Origin of the sequence: Sandarakinorhabdus sp., from assembly GCF_032115815.1 — a bacterium.
Classification (GTDB): Bacteria; Pseudomonadota; Alphaproteobacteria; order Sphingomonadales; family Sphingomonadaceae; genus Sandarakinorhabdus.
This window is the reverse complement of record NZ_JAUMBI010000129.1, coordinates 1-18,653: the sequence shown is the minus strand read 5'-3', so window position 1 is coordinate 18,653 and position 18,653 is coordinate 1. Positions and strand designations below refer to the sequence as shown.

11 protein-coding genes and 1 pseudogene are annotated in these 18,653 nt (G+C 63.2%); 9 read left to right on the top strand and 3 right to left on the bottom strand.

The genetic code is table 11. The features are described from left to right. On the bottom strand, positions 1-475 hold a 475-nt coding region (locus tag RT662_RS07795; protein WP_313670145.1), incomplete at its 3' end, for an ATP-binding protein. A gap of 522 nt (positions 476-997) precedes the next feature. Here RT662_RS07795 and RT662_RS07790 point away from each other — a divergent pair. From RT662_RS07790 to epsI, 6 genes are all read left to right on the top strand, one after another. Next, entirely contained in the window at positions 998-2,368 is a 1,371-nt protein-coding gene (locus tag RT662_RS07790; protein ID WP_313670144.1) for a hypothetical protein, read from the top strand. 5 nt (positions 2,369-2,373) lie between these two features. Further along, the gene (locus tag RT662_RS07785; RefSeq protein ID WP_313670143.1) at positions 2,374-3,147 is read left to right on the top strand and encodes a polysaccharide biosynthesis/export family protein; all 774 of its coding nucleotides are present in this window, start codon (positions 2,374-2,376) and stop codon (positions 3,145-3,147) included. A 73-nt stretch (positions 3,148-3,220) separates the two neighbouring features. Next, entirely contained in the window at positions 3,221-4,615 is a 1,395-nt protein-coding gene (locus tag RT662_RS07780) for a Wzz/FepE/Etk N-terminal domain-containing protein (protein WP_313670142.1), read from the top strand. After that, the gene (locus RT662_RS07775; protein WP_313670141.1) at positions 4,612-5,559 is read left to right on the top strand and encodes a hypothetical protein; all 948 of its coding nucleotides are present in this window, start codon (positions 4,612-4,614) and stop codon (positions 5,557-5,559) included. Before RT662_RS07780 ends, RT662_RS07775 begins: the two co-directional genes overlap by 4 nt. 87 nt (positions 5,560-5,646) lie before the next feature. Further along, on the top strand, positions 5,647-6,450 hold the full coding sequence (xrtV, locus tag RT662_RS07770; RefSeq protein ID WP_313670140.1) for an exosortase V: 804 nt from the start codon (positions 5,647-5,649) through the stop codon (positions 6,448-6,450). Next, positions 6,447-7,145 (top strand): exosortase-associated protein EpsI, V-type, encoded by a 699-nt coding sequence (gene epsI / locus RT662_RS07765; RefSeq protein WP_313670139.1) that lies wholly within the window; start codon positions 6,447-6,449, stop codon positions 7,143-7,145. The genes xrtV and epsI overlap by 4 nt, the downstream gene beginning before the upstream one ends. Positions 7,146-7,153: 8 nt before the next feature. Here epsI and RT662_RS07760 read toward each other — a convergent pair whose 3' ends face one another. After that, on the bottom strand, positions 7,154-7,411 hold the full coding sequence (locus RT662_RS07760; RefSeq protein WP_313670138.1) for an XrtV sorting system accessory protein: 258 nt from the start codon (positions 7,409-7,411) through the stop codon (positions 7,154-7,156). A 179-nt stretch (positions 7,412-7,590) separates the two neighbouring features. Here RT662_RS07760 and RT662_RS07755 point away from each other — a divergent pair, with 179 nt between their 5' ends. From RT662_RS07755 to RT662_RS07745, 3 genes are all read left to right on the top strand, one after another. Next, positions 7,591-8,991 carry an undecaprenyl-phosphate glucose phosphotransferase gene (locus tag RT662_RS07755; RefSeq protein WP_313670137.1) on the top strand — a complete coding sequence of 467 codons (1,401 nt, stop codon included), beginning with the start codon at positions 7,591-7,593 and terminating at the stop codon, positions 8,989-8,991. A 206-nt stretch (positions 8,992-9,197) separates the two neighbouring features. Further along, positions 9,198-14,699 carry an AMP-binding protein gene (locus RT662_RS07750; protein ID WP_313670136.1) on the top strand — a complete coding sequence of 1,834 codons (5,502 nt, stop codon included), beginning with the start codon at positions 9,198-9,200 and terminating at the stop codon, positions 14,697-14,699. A gap of 5 nt (positions 14,700-14,704) precedes the next feature. Continuing rightward, complete coding sequence (locus tag RT662_RS07745) at positions 14,705-18,316, top strand: SDR family oxidoreductase (protein ID WP_313670135.1); 3,612 nt, start codon at positions 14,705-14,707, stop codon at positions 18,314-18,316. A 72-nt stretch (positions 18,317-18,388) separates the two neighbouring features. Here the strand turns inward: RT662_RS07745 and RT662_RS07740 are convergent. Then, a pseudogene (locus RT662_RS07740) lies at positions 18,389-18,653 on the bottom strand (ParA family protein); the annotation flags it as partial.

Genomic DNA, 18,653 nt, shown 5'->3' with positions numbered 1-18,653 from the left:
CAACCACACCGGCCATCACGTCAGCCAGCTCACGGGCGCCATACTGGCCCTCAGGCAGCATCACCTCGAATGTGTCGCCCTTTTCGGCTTCGGTCGAGTTGGGCAGCACCGAGTTGTGATAGATGCGCGGAATGCGGGAGCACACAGAACGGAACATATCCGAGAAATTGGCTGCGGTACCGCAACTGCCATAGATGACGAGATAGCGGGCTTCCCGGGCGGTTTCGGCAAACACATGGGCCAAGCTGGTCTTGCCGATTCCGCGTTCGCCATAGATCACCACGTGGACTCGTTGTTCCTCGACAGCATTGATCAGGGCGGACATTGCTTCGCGGCGGCCGGCAAAGGATTCGCGGGCGATCACCGGCTGCGACGCGCCGAGCGCATCACGCAGGGCAAGACGACGGCGGGCTGACTCATTGGCCAGATCGGTCTCGACGTCGTCAGATGCGCTGGCCATGAAACGCGGCAGCATCGGACCCGGCTCGGCCGCAGCGCGTCGCCACACTTCGCCGCTGGCGCCCGGGGTGCTGTCGGTTACAATTGTTGCCGGCGCGGCCTGACTGTCCGGCAGGGCAACTGACAGTTCGGAATCGGCTTGATCACCGCCAATCAGATCGGCTGTTTCATCACGAAGCTTGCGTTTCCAAATCATACACACCCCGAAAAATCATGGCCGGAACCGGCTTGCGGCAGCAGCGCCCGCCAGAACCGTGCCGCCCGAACCGCGCTGGCTGCAGGCTGTTCCCTGCACCGCCATAACGGCAGCGACGCGGCATCGCTTGCTGCCGATGTGCCACGAAGCGGCCCCTGAAGCGAGGGGGAATTGTGGCCCGAACGGGACAATCCGCCCGAAAACTGCTGCGAAATCGGGTGAGAAGGTTGCCGCAAGTAGCGGACGCGTGTAGCAAACCGGCTGTTAGGGTTTCTGGTGTACTGTCGTAACAGGGTTGTATTGATTTTGCGGCAAGCTGCCGTGGCGGGGGATTTGATCACGATGAATGGTGCAGGTTGGAACGGGACTGACGACCAGATGCGGCAGCGGCCCTTGTTGCCTACGCTGGCATTGCTGGCGTTGATCACGTCACTGGCGGCACCGGCAACCGCCCAGATCAATCCAAATGCCCAGACCGGCAATGCGGGTGGTGACAATGATGATGATCCGCTGCGTGCGCCATCGGCGGTGCCGGGCCTGAATGGTTACAGCCGCGGCCTGCAGTTGGGGGCGTCGATTTCCACCCGTTATGAAGACAATCTCCTGCGCCAGGCGGTGAAGGACGACGGGGTTCGGGTTCGCCCGTTGGTGACGGGCGGTTACGGGTTGGGCCTTGGGCGAGGCGGCCTGTTCGTGCAGGGCAATTACGGTCGTGACATCATTTACGGCAACACCCGGGTGGCCGCATCGGAACGTCTGATGGTGGGTGGCGGCCTTGATTTCAACTTGTCCCGCTGCACGGGAGAGGTGGGCGGTTCGTGGCGGCGTGGCCTCAGCTTTCTGAGCGACGTATCCCAGTTCGGCGGTTTCAGCGTGGAATCGGCAACCGCAGGCTTTGCCGCGCAATGCCGGCTGGGCGGGGCGCTGAGCGTCAATGGTTCGGTGCTGCGTTCGGATTCGACGGTGAGCCAGAATATTGCGGGCCCAACGACATCAGCCTTCAATCAGCAGCGCTGGAGCTACTCGGCCGGCATCGGGTTCGGCAATCCCACGCTGGGTCAGTTCAACCTGGGCGGTTCGATTTCGGATTCGACCATGCCGGGACGTCAGGTGCTGACGCCTGAAGGCTTTATGGAAGACGGTCTCGACCAGCGCAGCGTGCGGCTGGGTTATTCGCGGCGGTTCGGTTCCAAGATCAATGTGTCCGCCGGCGTATCCTATCTTGATACCCAGCCCAGCACGACGGTGAATGTCATCTTCGTTGATGGCGTGCCGCAGCTTGTTGATCGTCCCGGCTTCAAGGGGGCCGGCTATGATGCCGCCATTGATGTCGCTTTTTCGCCGCGCCTGAACCTGGGGTTCACCGCCGGGCGCAACACCAGTGCCAATGGTGTTGTTGGCGCGCAGTTCGTGATCTCGACGTTCTGGGCGGCTCAGATCGATTACCGGCTGGGTTCGCGCTACACATTGTCTACCGGGGTGAACCTGCGCAACAGCCAGTTCCGCGGCGCTTTCGTGTCACAGCTGGATCAGTTCCGGCGTCAATCGGATGATTTCACCCGTATCTTCGCCCAGTTTGGTGGGCGGCTCGGGCAACGCTTACGCTTTTCCGTCGATGTCGCTCACAACCGGCGCCGGGCGAATCCGGCTGTGCTGAATTTCAATTCGACAGGCGTTGGCCTGTCCCTTGGCTATCAGTTGGGAAGAAATTGAAGATGATGACACGTCTGATACAGGCAGCCCAGATCTCGGTGCTGTTGTCCGGCGCCGCCGTAGCGCAAACCATTGATTACAAGGGCTATGTGCTTGGCCCCGACGACAGTGTGCAAGTGATCGTCTATGGCCAGAGCGAGTTCAACGTTACCACGCGCGTCAAGGCCGATGGCACGATCGTGATGCCGCTGATCGGCATCGTTAAGGCCAGCGGCGAGACCAATATCACGCTGGCCAAAACAATCACCGACAAGTTGGTGGCCGGCGGTTATCTGAAGGAGCCGCTCGTCAACATTGAAGTGGGCAGCTACATCTCGCGTTCGGTGAATATTGCCGGTGCAGTGACAGCGCCCGGGATCGTCCCGTTGGATCGCCCCTATCACGCACTGGAAGCGCTGCTGAAGGCCGGTTGGGTGCGTAACGATGGCGCCACCTTTGTCTATCTGCGCCGTCAAGGTCAGCCGGAGCGAAAGCTTGATGTGGAACAACTGGTCCGCGGTGAAGCCAATTCCGATCCGCTGCTCGTGCCGGGTGACACGTTGTTCGTGCCGCCGGCGGAAACCTTTTTCATCTATGGGCAGATCAATGCGCCGGGCATGAAGGGCATCCTGCCGGGCATGACCATCCGCCAGGCGATCGCGCTTTCGGGCGGCGTCTCGCCTTCGGGCAAGGCCGATAAGGTTGGCCTGGTGCGCGCCAATGGCAAGGAAATCGATGCCGATCCGTCCATGAAGGTACAGAACGGCGATGTGATCATCATCAAGGAGCGCCTCTTCTGATCAGGGCATGATCGGATCGGGAGTTCCTTGCGGTGGGTAATGGGAAAGGGGCCAGGCAAACTGGCATGAAACGATGAGCATCATTCAGCTTCTGCGTATTCTGGTGGCCCGGCGATGGATCGTCTTCGGCTGCATGATCCTGTCCCTGATCGTGGCTGGAGCGGTGGGCAAGATCCTGCCGGCCCGCTACCCGGCCACGGCCCGCGTGCTGATGGACAATTTCAAGCCCGATCCGGTGACAGGCACCATGATGAATGCGCTCGGTCTGCGCAGCTTCACGCGCACGCAGATGGAACTGATCAAGGATTACCGTATTGCAGGGGAAGCAGTGGACAAGCTGGGTCTGACCAGCAACGCTGATCTGTTGGCGCAGTGGCAATCGGCCACCGGGGGCAATGGCGATTTCCGCCGCTGGGTTGCCGATCGGATCATCGCCAGCACCCGAGTCGACCTTATCGAGAATTCGAACATCCTTGCCATCAATTATGAGGCCAGCAATCCCGAAGTGGCGCGGCGCACAGCCAATGCCTTGCGAGAGGCCTATATCGAAAACAGCCTTAAATTCCGGACCGATAGTGCTGGCCGGACGGCCGAATGGTATCGCGAACAGGCCAATCGCGCCCTTAAGGCGCTCGAAGCCGCCGAATCTGCCAAGACGAAGTTCGAGCAGGAAAACGGCATCGTGATGACTTCTGGCGGCGAAGCCGAAACTGTGAAGCTGGCCAGCCTGCAAGCCGCGCTCACCGCGGCGCGCAGCAACGAAAGCATGCAGCAGTTCGAAGCCGTCAAGCAGTCCACCACCTCGAGCGTGGTCGATACGCTCAAGGTGCAGCTGGCGACGCTGAACGATCAGATCGAAATGGCGTCGGAACGGTTGGGCGTGCAACATCCGACGTATATCGCCATGCTGTCGCGCCGGCAGCAGTTGGAACGCCAGCTGGGCCGCGAACAGGCTTCCGCCCGCCAGGCCGGCGCCGCCCAGCTTGGTGCATCGCGCAGCAGTGTTGCCCAGATCGAGGCTGCCTATGAAGCGCAGCGCGCCAAGGTCTTCTCGATGAAGGAGAAGCTGGACCAATTGAACCAGCTGGTCAGCGAAGCTGTCCTGCGGCGCGGCCAGTACGAGCAGGCTGCAAAGCGCACTGCCGATTTGCAGCTCGAATCGAATGTTGCCGATGCTGGCCTGGTTGTGCTGGGCGATGCCACGGTTTCGGCCGATCCGTCCTTCCCGAACTGGCCGCTGATCATTGGTCTGGCGATCGGTGCCGGGCTCTCGTTGGGCATAGTCCTGGGTCTGTTCGTCGAATTGGTGAACCGCCGGGTCCGCGGCGCCGAAGACCTTGGCTATGCTGCCCGGGTACCTGTGTTTGCCGTCATCGCCGAACGCCGCAAGCCGGAATGGCACCAGATCATCAAGCGCATCCTGGCGCGTGGCAATTCCACCGCGTCGGGCATGCAGCCAGCCGAATGAGTAGCGACATCATGGACAATATCGAAACCGACATCGGCACCAGCGAGGCTGAAACCGACGGCGCCGCCGCCAGCCAAGTGACTGGCAGCACCGATGGCAACGAACGCTATGATGCACCGATCCGTGATGTGCTCACCCGCTTGGGCTATCTGTCACAGGATCAGGTGGCCAAGGTGCAGGCGCATGCCGCCGAGCGTGGCTTGGATTTCGATCAGGCGGCGCTGGAGCTGGGCTTCATCACCACCGACGATCTGGATCGCGCCCGCGAACAGCTGATCAACAGCCTGGCGCTGCAGAATATTGCCCGCCGTCCGGTTTCGGACGAGCTGGTGGTGCTGTCTGATCCCGGTTCGGTGCGAGCGGAATCAATCCGCATGCTCCGTACGTCGGTGATCGCCCAGCATATTAAGAACGGCCGACGCGGCCTTGCCGTGGTAGCCACGGCTGATGGTCATGGTTGTTCGTGGGTCGCGGCCAATCTGGCGGTGGCGTTGAGCCAGGTGGGTTTCAAGATCCTGCTGGTCGATGCCAACATGCGCTCTCCACGCCAGGATCAGATCTTCGGCCTGGATCCCAATGCGCCGGGCCTGTCCAGCTTTCTGTCGTTGCAGGTTGCCCGTCCTGAACGTGTGGTCAATGCCAATGTGCTGCCCGGCCTGGCATTGATTACTGCGGGCCCGCCGACCAGCCGGCCGCAGGAACTGCTATCGGGCAACCGTTTCCGCGACGGTGTCAACACGCTGCTGCGCGAGTATGATCTCGTGATCTTCGATACGCCGGCGGCCAACACCAGCGCCGATGCGCTGAACGTGGGGGCCGGTGCTGCCTATGCCCTGGTTGTGGGCCGCGCCAATCACAGCTTCTACAAGGACATCAACACCCTGACCGAGCAGCTGGCTGCTGCCCGCTGCGCGGTCGTCGGCGCGGTGCTGAACGAATTCTGATGCCGGACCCGGGGGGCATTGCACCGCCAGCGCCGCCGCCGGCCACCGATTGGCGGCGGCTGGTCGTGGCGCATTGGCCAATGGGGCTTGGCCGCAATGGCGCTGCCGACGCTGCTCGCGCTGGCGCAGGGGCCTTGGCAGGAAGAGTCGGGCGTGCACGGCATCATCGTGCTGGTTACCGGCCTGTGGCTGGTGTGGCGTCGGCAGGACGAGATCCTGGCGACCCGTCAGGAAGGCAATCCCCTGCTTACGGCAGCTGCTTTTGCTGTCGCCATTCCGCTCTATGTGGCTGGCCGCGCATTTGAATTCATAAGTGTCGAAGCCGCCGCGCTGCTGCTGGCCATTGTGGCGGTTGCCCATCAATATTGGGGGCTCAAGGTCACCGCCATGCTGTGGTTCCCGATCGTCTATCTCGGGTTTGTGGTGCCCATCCCGGGTTGGTTCCTCGATACCATCACCCTGCCGCTCAAGGAGTTCGTGTCCGAATTGGTCACTGGCGGGCTGGCAGCGGTGGGCTATCCGGTCGGCCGCATGGGTGTCACGCTCTACATCGGCTCCTACCAGTTGCTGGTGGAAGATGCCTGTTCCGGCCTGAATTCGCTGATCAGCCTTACGGCCATTGGTCTGTTTTATGTCTATCTGATCCGGGGTTCCAACCCGCTCTATTCGCTGCTGCTGCTGGCGATGGTGATCCCGATCGCGATTGCAGCCAACATTGTGCGGGTCGCGGCGCTGGTTCTGATCACCTATCACCTGGGCAATGCCATGGCACAGGGTTATCTGCACAATTTTGCAGGCATGGTCACCTTCGTGTCGGCGTTGCTGTTCATCTTCGCGCTAGACTGGGCGCTCACGCCGATCCGCCGCAGCCTCGAAAGCAAGGCCGCATGAGCGGGATCAATCGTCGTGATGTGATGTTGGGTGGCGCGTTGTTGTCCGGGGCTGTCGGTGCGGCCGCGCTGGTGCCGCGTGGCCGGCTTGTGCTGATGCCCAAGGGGCATGAGCTGGAAGCCATCGTACCGAAAAAGCTGGGCGGCTGGACCTATGTACCCACCCCTGGCATCGTCATGCCACGCACCGAAGGTACACTTTCGGCCAAGCTGTATGGCGATGTTCTCAGCCGGGTCTATGTGTCTGAAACCCGGCTGCCTGTGATCCTGGTAATGGCCTATGGCCCGGTGCAGAACGATCTGCTGCAACTGCATCGGCCTGAGGTTTGCTATACGGCTGTTGGTTTCCAGGTGTCGGGCACCACTCCGGCTCGGTTGCCGCTGGCCGCAGGGGTAGAACTGCCGATCCGCGAGTTGGTGGCGGAATCGGATCGCCGGATCGAAACTATCACCTATTGGACGCGCGTGGGGGATGACCTTCCGACCAACGGTACGGAACAGCGCGTTGCCAAGCTCAAGCAACAATGGGCCGGCTATGTGGCCGATGGTATTTTGGTGCGGATGAGCTGCGCTGTGCCGCCCGAACCCGGTGTGCGGGAACAACTGGCGGAATTCGCGCGCGAGCTGTTGAAGGCGGTGCCGTCGGGGGATTTGCCGGCGCTGGTGGGGCGGCCGCTTGCGGCCCGGCTGGCATGAAGGCGGAATCAGCCCTGATTGAAGGGCTGCAAGACGCGCCAGATAAAACCAATGGTTGCAATGAACAGCGCCACGGCGCCAGCATGCATCAGCATTTCGCCCGACTTCATCGCTTCATTGCCGATGTAATTGGTCACGGCACACCCGACGGCAGCAACAAGATATTGCCACAGATGGTCACGAGGTTCGCCCTGACTGCGCTGAAGGAACAGCACGATCAGGCCGGCAAACGTCATTACCGTCAACCAATCGTATGGCGTTTCCATCCAACCAACTCCCTAACTGCTGCCTTTATAGCAATTAAGCTGCGGCTGGCCAGACTATTTGCAGTCCATGCTGGTTTTTGCGCGCCGCTGCGATTGGACGCTGTGTCGTGAACAGCCACCACCCAATCGCGCCGACTACTGCTGCCCCGGCCACTGCTTCCAGCCCCGGCGGGCCCGGCATGCCTTTGGGCTTTGCCATCCTGATCGTGCGTTTGCTGGAATTCCTGGCGGTGGGTCTTGCCGGCCTGTGGCTTGTGGATGCCAGCCCGACCGATCTGGGCAGCAATCTCGAGATCTACACGCGGGTGACACTGATCGCCAGTCTGGCCTTTGCCGTGTTGGCCGAAAGCCTTGGCAGCTATGATATCGAAGCGCAGTTCAGCCTGCGATTGGGCTGGCGGCGGGTGCTGCTTGCGTGGGCGATGGCTGCGCTGTTCCTGATCACCATCGGCTTTCTGCTGAAATCCTCCGAACAAGTGTCGAGGGCCTGGGCGATCAGCTGGTTCGTGGCGGGCGGCACGGCCTTGCTTCTTACACGTATAGTCACCACCATGTGGGTGCGCCGCCTCAAGAAGCGGGGTACCTTCAACGAACGCGTGGCAATCTTTGGCGCCGGCCCGCAAGGGGTGCGCTTTGCCGAATATGTGCAGGCGCATGATCGCCTAACAATCACGCTGGTTGGCATCTTCGATGATCGCCGACCCGATCGCTTGCCAACCGAAGCCGCTGGCGTGCCTGTGCTAGGCAATCTCACCACGTTGATTGGCATGATCCGCGAAGGCCTGATCGATCAGGTGGTGGTCGCATTGCCGTGGGCCGCCGAGCGCCGCCTGCAGGATGTAATGGCGCGCTTGGTGCTTACCCCGGTCAAGGTGCGGCTGGCGCCTGATCTGGTCAGCTTCACCTTCGCGCGCCGCCCCGTGGTGATCCTGGGTGACGTGCCGGTGATGACCCTGTTCGACCGGCCGATTTCCGGCCTGTCAGCCATCGTAAAGGCCATTGAAGACAAGCTGTTGACGACAATGATCCTGCTTGTCGTCTCCCCGATCATGGCACTGGCAGCTTTGGCCATCCGGCTGGATTCGCCCGGACCGATCCTGTTCCGCCAGCCACGGGAAGGCTTCAACAATCGCAGCTTCCACTGCTTCAAGTTCCGCACGATGTATCACGAGCGGTTGGAGTACAAGAACATCACCCAAGCCAGCCGCGATGATCCGCGCATCACCCGGGTTGGACGTTTCCTCCGCCGTACCAGTATCGATGAGTTACCCCAGCTTTTCAACGTGTTGTCCGGCGATATGTCGCTTGTTGGCCCGCGCCCGCACGCCGCCTCTACCCGCGCCGGTGGCCGGTTGTTTTCCGATGTCGTGCAAAGCTATGCCGCCCGCCACAAGGTGAAGCCCGGTATCACCGGCTGGGCGCAGGTGTGCGGTTGGCGCGGCGAAACCGATACCGAAGAGAAGCTCATCAAGCGCTTTGAACACGACCTTTATTACATCGAGAACTGGTCGATCTGGCTCGATCTCTACATCTTGGTGCGCACCGTTGGTGCGGTGCTGCTCCCCAAAAACGCGTTCTGAGTGGGCGAAATTCACCACTCATCGCCGACACTGCACATCCTGCCGCTGACCTGTCGATAGGGGGAATGGCAGAATGTCGCATGTGTTCGATTATTACCGTTGCTATCTAGGCGCAGACATAATCTTGCTCTAACGGCTGCCTTACCAAAGTTTCCTGTCTGTTGGCGCTCACGTCGTGCCCGCAGCATCAGTTGGGCAGAACGAGTATGAATGATCCCGTCGCCGCCACGCGCGCACTGATTCCGACCCCCGGCGTCAATCCGGTGCGCACCCGCGCCGATTGGGATGCGATGCGTGCTGCCGTGCTGGCTGATCCTGGTGCCTTTCATGGCGATATCGCCGCCCGTAATCTGCATTGGCTGGTTGATGTCGTCGGCCGCCCGGCTTGGCTGAGCCGCGGGGCTGACGGCCATTGGACGGGCTGGGATGCTGAAACCGCAGCGCCGGTGAGCGCCGATCTGGGCGAAGATTTCGCGCCCTGGACCCGCGCCTTCAATGCCGATGATGCGCCCAACTTCCGCTGGTTTGAAGGTGGCCGCACCAATGCCGCTTTCAACGAGCTCGATCGCCACGTGCTCTCCGGCCATGGCGCCGAAGCCGCCTTCATATTCGAGGGCGACCGCTGGGATCTCGCCGCCAACAACGGCCGCGGCGCTCCGGTCGATTGCGTCACCGTTTCGCGCCGCCAGTTGCTGCTCGAAGCCGCCAAATGCGCCGTCGCTCTGCAGAAGCTCGGCCTCAAGGCCGGCGATCGCATCGCGCTCAACATGCCCAACGTGCCGGCCCAACTATATTGGACTGAAGCGGCCAAGCGCATTGGCGTGATCTACACGCCGGTGTTCGGTGGTTTTTCGGACAAGACATTGTCTGACCGCATCCATGATGCCGGCGCCCGCATCGTCATCACCGCTGACGGCGGCTACCGCAACGCCCAGATCGTGCCGTTCAAGACCGCCTATACCGATCCGGCGCTGGACAATTATGTGCCGGTCAATGTCGCGCTGCGGATGCTTGAGGAACGCTTGCGCGGGGCCGATCTTGGCCTGTCCGACCCGACCCGCACTGCCATGGCCAGCATCGTCACGGCAGCGCTGAAGGGCGAAGTCACCGTTGAACGCGGTGACGTCATGCGCGGCCTGGGCCGGGCGCTGGCCGAACTGGGCAAGGAAGGCCTGGTTGATGCCGCGCAGTCTGCCCGCATCCGCATCGCCATCGCGGAAACGCTGGTCAGCACCCCGCCGCGTGTTGATGCGGTGATTGTGGCCAACCATGCCCATGTGCCCGACATCGTCTGGCGCGACCGCGACGTTTGGGGCCACGATCTCACCAACACTGCGCTGGCCGACATCCTTGCTGCCGCTGGCCTGCCTGACGAAGCCGCTCTGCACGCGCTCGACGATCAGGCGTTTGTCGCCGCGCTGTGGAAGGCGTCGAAGCCGCTGCCGGTTGATGCCGAATATCCGCTGTTCTTCATCTACACCTCGGGTTCCACCGGCAAGCCCAAGGGTGTCGTCCATGTCCACGGTGGCTATGCCAGCGGCATCATGGAGACCATGAAAGTGGCCTTCGACGCCCGCCCCGGTGACACCATCTTCGTCGTCGCCGATCCGGGCTGGATCACCGGCCAGAGCTACATGATCGCCGCCGCGCTGCTGTCCCGCGTCACCACCGTTCTGGCCGAAGGTTCACCGGTGTTTCCGCATGCGGGCCGGTTCGCGGCGATGATCGAGAACCACAATGTCACCATCTTCAAGGCCGGTGTCACCTTCCTGAAGGCGGTGATGACCGATCCGCAGAATCTTAAGGACATCCAAGCCTACGACCTGTCGGGTCTGCGTGTCGCGACCTTCTGCGCCGAGCCCTGCTCGCCGCCGGTGCAGGCCTTCGGCATGGAGAATATCACGCCGCAGTACATCAACAGCTATTGGGCGACCGAGCATGGCGGCATCGCCTGGACGCATTTCTATGGCAACGGCGATTTCCCGCTGGCGGCCGATGCGCGCACCTTCCCGCTGCCGTGGATCGTCGGCGATGTGTGGGTGGAAGACGAAACCGGCGACAAGCAGGCCCGTGTGCTGCTGACCCGTGACGGCAGTGATGGCGTCACCTGGCGCAAGGCCGGCCGCGGCGAAAAGGGCGAAATCATCATCGCCGCGCCCTATCCCTATCTCGCCCGCACCGTCTGGGGCGACAGCGAGAATTTCCGCGTTGAGAATGGCGCCGTCGCCCCCGGCTGGGCGGGCGATGCCGGCCGCTGGCGCGATGGTTACTGGAGCCGCTGGCAGGGCGTGTGGGCCTATACCCAGGGCGATTTCGCCGTGCAGGGCGATGACGACGGCTTCTCGCTGCATGGCCGTTCGGATGACGTGATCAACGTGTCCGGTCACCGCATGGGCACTGAGGAAATCGAAGGTGCCATCCTGCGTGACAAGGCGCTGAACCCGGAAAGCCCGGTTGGCAACGTGCTCGTGGTCGGCGCGCCGCACCGTGAGAAGGGGCTGACTCCGCTGGCCTTCATCACGCCCGCGCCGGGCCAGATCATCACCCGTGATGACGAACGCCGGCTTTCCGATCTTGTTCGCACCGAAAAGGGCGCGGTGGCGGTGCCGGGCGATTTCCTGGTGGTGAGCCAGTTCCCGGAAACCCGCAGTGGCAAGTACATGCGCCGCATGGTGCGCGCGCTGGTGGAAGGCACGCCGATTGGCGACGTCACCACGCTGAAGAACCCGGAGAGCCTGGACGAGCTCAAGCGCGTCATCAGCGCGTGGGAGCGCAAGCAGCGCCTGTCCGAAGATCAGGATATCTTCGATCGCTATCGCTATTTCCGCATCCAGTACAACACGGTCGCGCCCGGCAAGAAGGTGGCCACGGTTTTCATCACCAATCCGCCGGTGAACGCGCTAAACGAACGCGCCATCGATGAACTGGTGATCGTGGTCGAGCATCTGTCGCGCCGCGATGATGTGGCGGCCGTCGTGTTCACCGGTGACGGCACGGCCAGCTTCGTGGCCGGCGCCGACATCCGCCAGTTCCTGGAAGAAATCCACACGGTTGAGGAAGCCCGCGTGCTGCCGGCCAACGCCCAATTGGCGTTCGGCAAGATCGAACAGATGGGCAAGCCCTGCGTCGCGGCCATCCAGGGCGTGGCGCTGGGTGGCGGTATGGAATTCGCGCTGGCCTGCCATTATCGCGTCGCCGAAAGCCACGCCCGTTTCGGCCAACCGGAAATCCGCCTGCGCCTGCTGCCGGGCTATGGCGGCACGCAGCGGCTGCCGCGTCTGCTCACCGATCGGCGTGGGCCGGAAGGGATGCTGGACGCGCTCGATCTGATCCTCGGTGGACGCAGCGTCGAAGCGGCGGATGCGCTGGACATGGGCGCCATCGATGCCATCGCCGATGGTGCCAATGATGCGCTCAGCCTCGCTCATGCCGCCGTGCGGGAGTTCGTACGCCTTGGAGATATCAGCCACCTGGGCCGCGCCTGGGCGGAACGTCGCAAGGCTGCCAAGAGCGCCTGGCAACATGAAGGCCATGTTGATCTGGATCACGCACTGGCCGATCCGTTCGTGCAGCGCATCCTGAAGCAGCTTGATTGGGCCGGCCGCGGCAAGGCCGGGGAGCGCGCCATCGATGCGATCCGCACCGGCTGGACCCAAGGCATGGCCGCCGGCCTCGCCCGCGAAGCCGAATTGTTCAGCGAAGCCGTGGTCGATCCCGATGGCGGCAAGACTGGCATCCGCTTGTTCATGGACAAGAAGGCGCCACCGTTGCCCGTGCGCCGCGACGGCGTGCATATCGAAGCCGAGTTCGATGCCAAGGCCGAGCGGCTGGAAGCGGCCGGTGAACTGCTGCCCATCGGTGCGCCCTTCTTCCCCGGCATCACCCCGATCCCGCACCATCAATATGGCTTCGGCATCGCCCGCAGCCCCGATACCGGCGCGCCGCAGTTCGGTCCGCCGGAAACCCACGAAAAGCAGCTGATCGTGCCGACGCCGCAGCCGGAGCCGAACGAGGCGCTGGTCTATCTGCTCAGTTCGGAAGTGAACTTCAACGATATCTGGGCCTTGACCGGCATTCCCGTTTCCCCGTTCGACAATCATGAGGAAGATGTGCAGCTCACCGGTTCCGGCGGTCTGGCGCTGGTCGCGGCGCTGGGCAGTGAAGTGCGCGGGCAGGGCCGGCTGAAGGTGGGCGACATGGTGGCGGTCTATTCCGGCACCTCCGATCTGCTCTCCCCGCAGGCCGGGCGTGACCCGATGTATGCCGATTTTTCGATCCAGGGTTATGAAACGAAATCGGGCAGCCACGCCCAGTTCCTCACCGTGCAGGCGCCGCAGTTGCACCCGGTGCCCGGCGATCTGACGCTGGAACAGGCCGGCAGCTACATCCTCAACCTCGGCACCATCTGGCGCTGCCTTTACACCACGCTGGAAATCATCGGCGGCAAGACCATCTTCATTGAAGGGTCGGCCACCGGCACCGGGCTTGATGCGCTGAAATCGGCCAAGGCCAGTGGTTTGCAGGTGACGGGCCTGGTTTCCAGCCCGGCCCGCGCCGAGTTCGTGAAATCCAAGGGCGCGGTGGGCGCGCTTGATCGTACCGATCCGCGCTTCAAGTCGCTGTTCACCTCCGTGCCCGATGGCACCAAGGCCGATTGGGCGGTGTGGGAACAGGCTGGCGAGGCGCTGGTGGCGGAACACAAGGCGCTGAACGGCGGCAAGCTGGCGGATTATGCCGTGTCCCATGCCGGTGAAACCGCCTTCCCGCGCAGCTTCCAGTTGCTGGGCGATGGCGGCGTGCTCGCCTTCTATGGCGCGTCGTCGGGCTATCACCTCAGCTTCATGGGCAAGAAGGGCGGTTCCGATCCGGTCTCCATGCTGGCCCGCGCTGGTGCGCGTGGCGGTGAGGCGGTGCTGATCTTCTATGGCCCCGGCACCACGCAATTGGCGGACGAGACCGGCCTGGAGATGATCGAGGCGGCGCGCGGGCTGGGTTGCCGCATCGTCGTCGTCACCAACACCGATGGCCAGCGCGAGTTCATCCTGTCGCTCGGTTTCGAGGATGCGGTGGCCGGCGTTGTGTCGCTGGAAGGCATCAAGCGCCGGGAGGGCGCCAATTTTGATTGGCCCGACACCATGCCGCGCCTGCCGGTGGCCCGCGAGGATATCGAGAATTTCCGCGAGGCCGTGCGCCAGTTCCAGGACAAGACGCTGAAGCCCTTCGGCAACGCCGTTGGCAAGCTGCTGCGATCGCCGGACAATCCGCGCGGCAACCCCGATATCGTGCTGGAACGCGCTGGGCAGGATACCTTGGGCGTGACCACGGCGTTGGTGAAGCCGTTCACCGGCCGCGTGGTCTATTGCGAGGACATGGCCGGGCAGCGGTATAATTTCTATGCGCCGCAGGTGTGGACGCGCCAACGCCGTATCGTGATGCCGATGGCGGAAATCCGCGGCACGCACCTGTGCAACGCCTACGAAGTTACCCGCATGAACGACATGATCGCGGCGAGCATCCTGGACGTGACCGAACCGACGGTGGTGCCCTGGGAAGGCCTGCCGGAAGCGCACCAGAGCATGTGGGACAACCGCCACACGGGCGCGACCTATATCGTCAACCACGCGCTGCCTGCGATGGGCCTGCGCGGCAAGGATGAACTCTACGAAGCCTGGGCGTCGTTGAGCACGGACAAAGGGCAGGGGGAATGAACGCGATGGCCAAGACCAAGAGCAGCGCGACCGGCCGCCTTGCCGGCAAGGTGGCGCTGATCACCGGGGCCGCTGGCAATCTGGGCGGGAGCATCGTGCGCCGCTACCTGGCTGAAGGTGCCACCGTGGTGATGAGCGGCCGCGATGCCGCTCGCACGCAAGCCGCGTTGGATGCCGCTGTTGCCGATGTGGGCGGCACCGCTAGCATCGTGACCATGGATGGCGCCAACATCGAATCCGTGCGCGCCGGCATCGCCGAAGTGGTCGGCCGCCATGCCCGCATCGATATCCTGGTCAACAATGCCGGCTCAGCCGGGCCGAAGCAGGTGCTCGGCGATCTGCCGCTGCTGCCGGAAGAGCTGGAAGGCACGCCCGACAGCGAGACGGTGGGCGATGCTGCCCGCAACATCATGGTGGTGGCTTGGAATCTGGTGCGCGCCGCCGCTTCGGCGATGGGCGAGGGTGGAAGTATCATCAATGTTTCCACCATCTTCAGCCGCACCGATTATTTCGGCCGTGCCGCCTACACGGTGCCCAAGGCTGCGCTGAACATCCTTTCGAAGGGCATTGCGCGCGAGCTTGGCACGCGCGGCATCCGGGTGAACCAGCTGTATCCCGGCCCGATTGCTTCCGAACGCATCCGCACCGTGTTTGCGGCGATGGACAGGTTGAAGGGCGATGACGCCGGCAGCACCGCCAATCACTTCTTCAACCTCATGGCGCTGGAACGCAGCGTCGATGGCGAGGCGAAGGCCAAGACCTTCCCCACGCCGGCCGATATCGCCAACACCTGCGTATTCCTTGGGTCCGATGAGAGCGCGGCCTTTGCCGCCCATGATTTCGAAGTCACCCACGGCATGGCCGTGCCGCTGGAATCAAAGAGCGAATTCCTGCACCGGCCCGATCTGCGCGCCATCGATGGTGATGGCCACGGCATCCTGATCAGCGCCGGCAACCAGCTGGACGACGCGCTGGCCATGGCCGGGCTGTTCGCAGCGCAAGGCTCAAAGGTGCTGCTCGGCTTCCATGCCCAAGCGGCGCTGGATGATGCCGCCGATCGGCTGCCTGCCGGTGTGAAGTCCGTGCGCTTCCCGCGCCACGATCACATGGCGATGGATGCCGAACTGGCGCGCTTCACCGCGCACGTGGCGGCCATCGATGGCGCCATCATCCTGCCAACGCGCGGCCCCGGCTATTTCACCGGTGCGCTGAACGAAGCCAGCGATGCGGCCGTCGAGCGCTTTGTTGATGATGAGTTGGAAGGTGCCATCGCGGTGGCGCGCACGCTCGATCGTTATTGGCAGCAGGGCCAAGATCTGCCCGGTGATCCGCGCGTGCTGTTCATCACCAACCCGGATGATGGCGCCGGCAACGGTTGGGCTGATGTGGGCCGAGCCGCCATCGAGGAATTGCTCCGCGTATGGCGCGATGAGGCCCGGGTTGCCGCCGCGCAGGGCAAGACGCCCCGTCCGGTGTGGGGCAACCAGATCGTGCGCTTTGGCAACAATGAGCCTGAGAACCGCGACTTTGCCGCCGGCCATGCCGCCCGCCTGCTGCTGGGCGGCCGCCAGATCGAGCCGATCAACCTGTATATCCCCGCCAGCATCACCAAGGCCACCGGCGCCCGCCGTGCGCTGGCCGGCACGGCGGAAAACATCACCGGGCTGCACCTGGGCAAGGTCGCGCTGATCACCGGTGGTTCGGCTGGCATCGGCGGCGCGCTGGCGCGCCTCCTGGCGCTGGCCGGCGCCAAGGTGATGATGGTTGCCCGCCGCGAATCCGAACTGGATGCGGCGCGCGAACGCATCGTCGGCGAACTGCAGGATATTGGTTTTGCCGGCGTCGAACGCCGGGTGCGCACGCTGGCCGGCATCGACGTGGCTGACATGAAATCGCTGAAGCATGCCGTTGACGAAACGGTGCGCGCCTTTGGCCGCATCGATTATCTGATCAACAATGCCGGTGTTTCGGGCGCGGAGGAGATGGCGGTGGACATGGGGGTGGAGAATTTCCGCCATACCCAGTTTGCCAATCTGATCTCCAACTATGCGCTGATGCATATGGTTGTGCCGATGATGCGCAAGCAGGGCTCGGGCTATGTCCTCAATGTTTCGAGCTACTTCGGCGGTGAGAAATATCTGGCAGTGTCCTATCCCAACCGCACCGATTATGCCGTGTCGAAATCCGGCCAGCGCGCCATGGTCGAATCCATGGCCCGTCATCTCGGCCCGGAAATCCAGATCAATGCCATTGCGCCCGGCCCGGTGGATGGCGATCGCCTTGCCGGCCTGGGCGGCAAGCCCGGCCTGTTCGAACGGCGCGGCCGACTGATCTTGGAGAACAAGCGGCTGAATTCCGTTCATTCCGCCGTGATCAAATCGGTGCGTGCGGGCGGTTCGGTGGCGCAGATCCTGTCCCGCCTGTCGCGCAACGATTCGGTGCAGCTGAGCCACGACAAGTCCAACCCGCAACCGCTCCGCGATCTGGCGCTGGCCTGCGCGCGCGAAGGCGATGAAAGCTGCTGCTGGGATCGGTACATTCTCACGCCGGTGCTGGCGGCGAAGCTGCTGAAGCGGCTTCGGCTGGGCGGCTGGCTGATTGGCACAGATTGGCAAGGCCGCGATGAGAATGATTGGCTGCTGCGCCTGCCGCCGGACGACATGCCGTGGCTGCCCGTCGCCCAGATCGGCCGCGAAGCCGCCAAGGTGCGTGGCGGCGTGCTGTCCCAGCTTCACCTCGGCAAGATGCCGACGGAAACCGAAGTGGCGCAGGCGACGGTGTTCTTCCTCGCCGATCGCGCGGTTTCGGGTGAAACCTTCATGCCGTCGGGCGGCCTCAACGTGGAACGCTCCCACACCGAACGCGAATTGTTCGGCAGCCCCAAGGCCGAACGCCTGGCGCAGATGGGCGGCAAGACCGTGTGGCTGGTGGGTGAACATCTCGCCGATTATCTCGGCGCGGCCGCCCATGGCTTCCTCGATTGCGACGTGGCGCGCGTGGTGCTGATTACCGCGAGCGCGGCCGGTGCTGCTGCCATCAAGGGCCATCTCGGCAGCGGTGCCGACCGGGTTGATTCGCTAGTGATCGACGGCGATATCGAAACCGCGATGGACGCGGCGCTGGCCAAGTGGGGTCATCCCACCACCATCGTCTCGACTCCGCTCAAGGCGCTGCCGGATCAGTTGTTCGGTTCTGACAACCCGCTGGATGGCGACGGTTTTGCCGATGTGGTGGAACACAACCTGACCCACCATTTCCGCATCGCCCGCAAGGTGTCGCTGTTCGACGAATGCCAGCTGGTGCTGGTCTCGCCCGATGTGCCGATGGGCGAAGGGGCCAAGGGCGCCTTTGCGCTGGCCAATTTCGTCAAGACGACGCTGCATGCGTTCACGGCCACCATAGCGGTGGAGAACGAGCGGCTGGTGCACGAAGTGGCGGTGAACCAGATCAACCTCACGCGCCGCGTGCGCTCAGAAGAGCCGAAGAATGCCGCCGAGCATGAGGAAGAGGTGCGTCGCTTCGCCCGTGCCGTGCTGCTGGCCGGTGCGCCACTGCCCGATGCCGAGGACAGCCGTTACCGCAGCCGCATCTATCGGGGCATGTCGCTGACGGTTTGAGCCCCCACCATCCATCAGTCGTCGCCCCGGATCAAGCCCGGGGCGACGAAACTTGAATTGTGGCTGGCATATCTAGGCGGTGAGCCGCCGCTCCACGTCGGCCCACAGGCCGGCGATGGCAGTAGCTGCCGGACTGCTGCGGCCGGCCAGCAATGGCGTGCGCGTCGCGGTCATGGCTTCCACGGCGGCGGCATAGGGGATCACCGGCCATTGCGGGTGGGCAGCCAGTGCCGCGCGGTGCAGGCCCTTGCGGCGATCGGCCATGGAGAACACCGGCATCACCGGCGGCGGCGATTTCATTTCGGTGGCCAAATGTTCGGTGAGTTGTGCCAGCGCC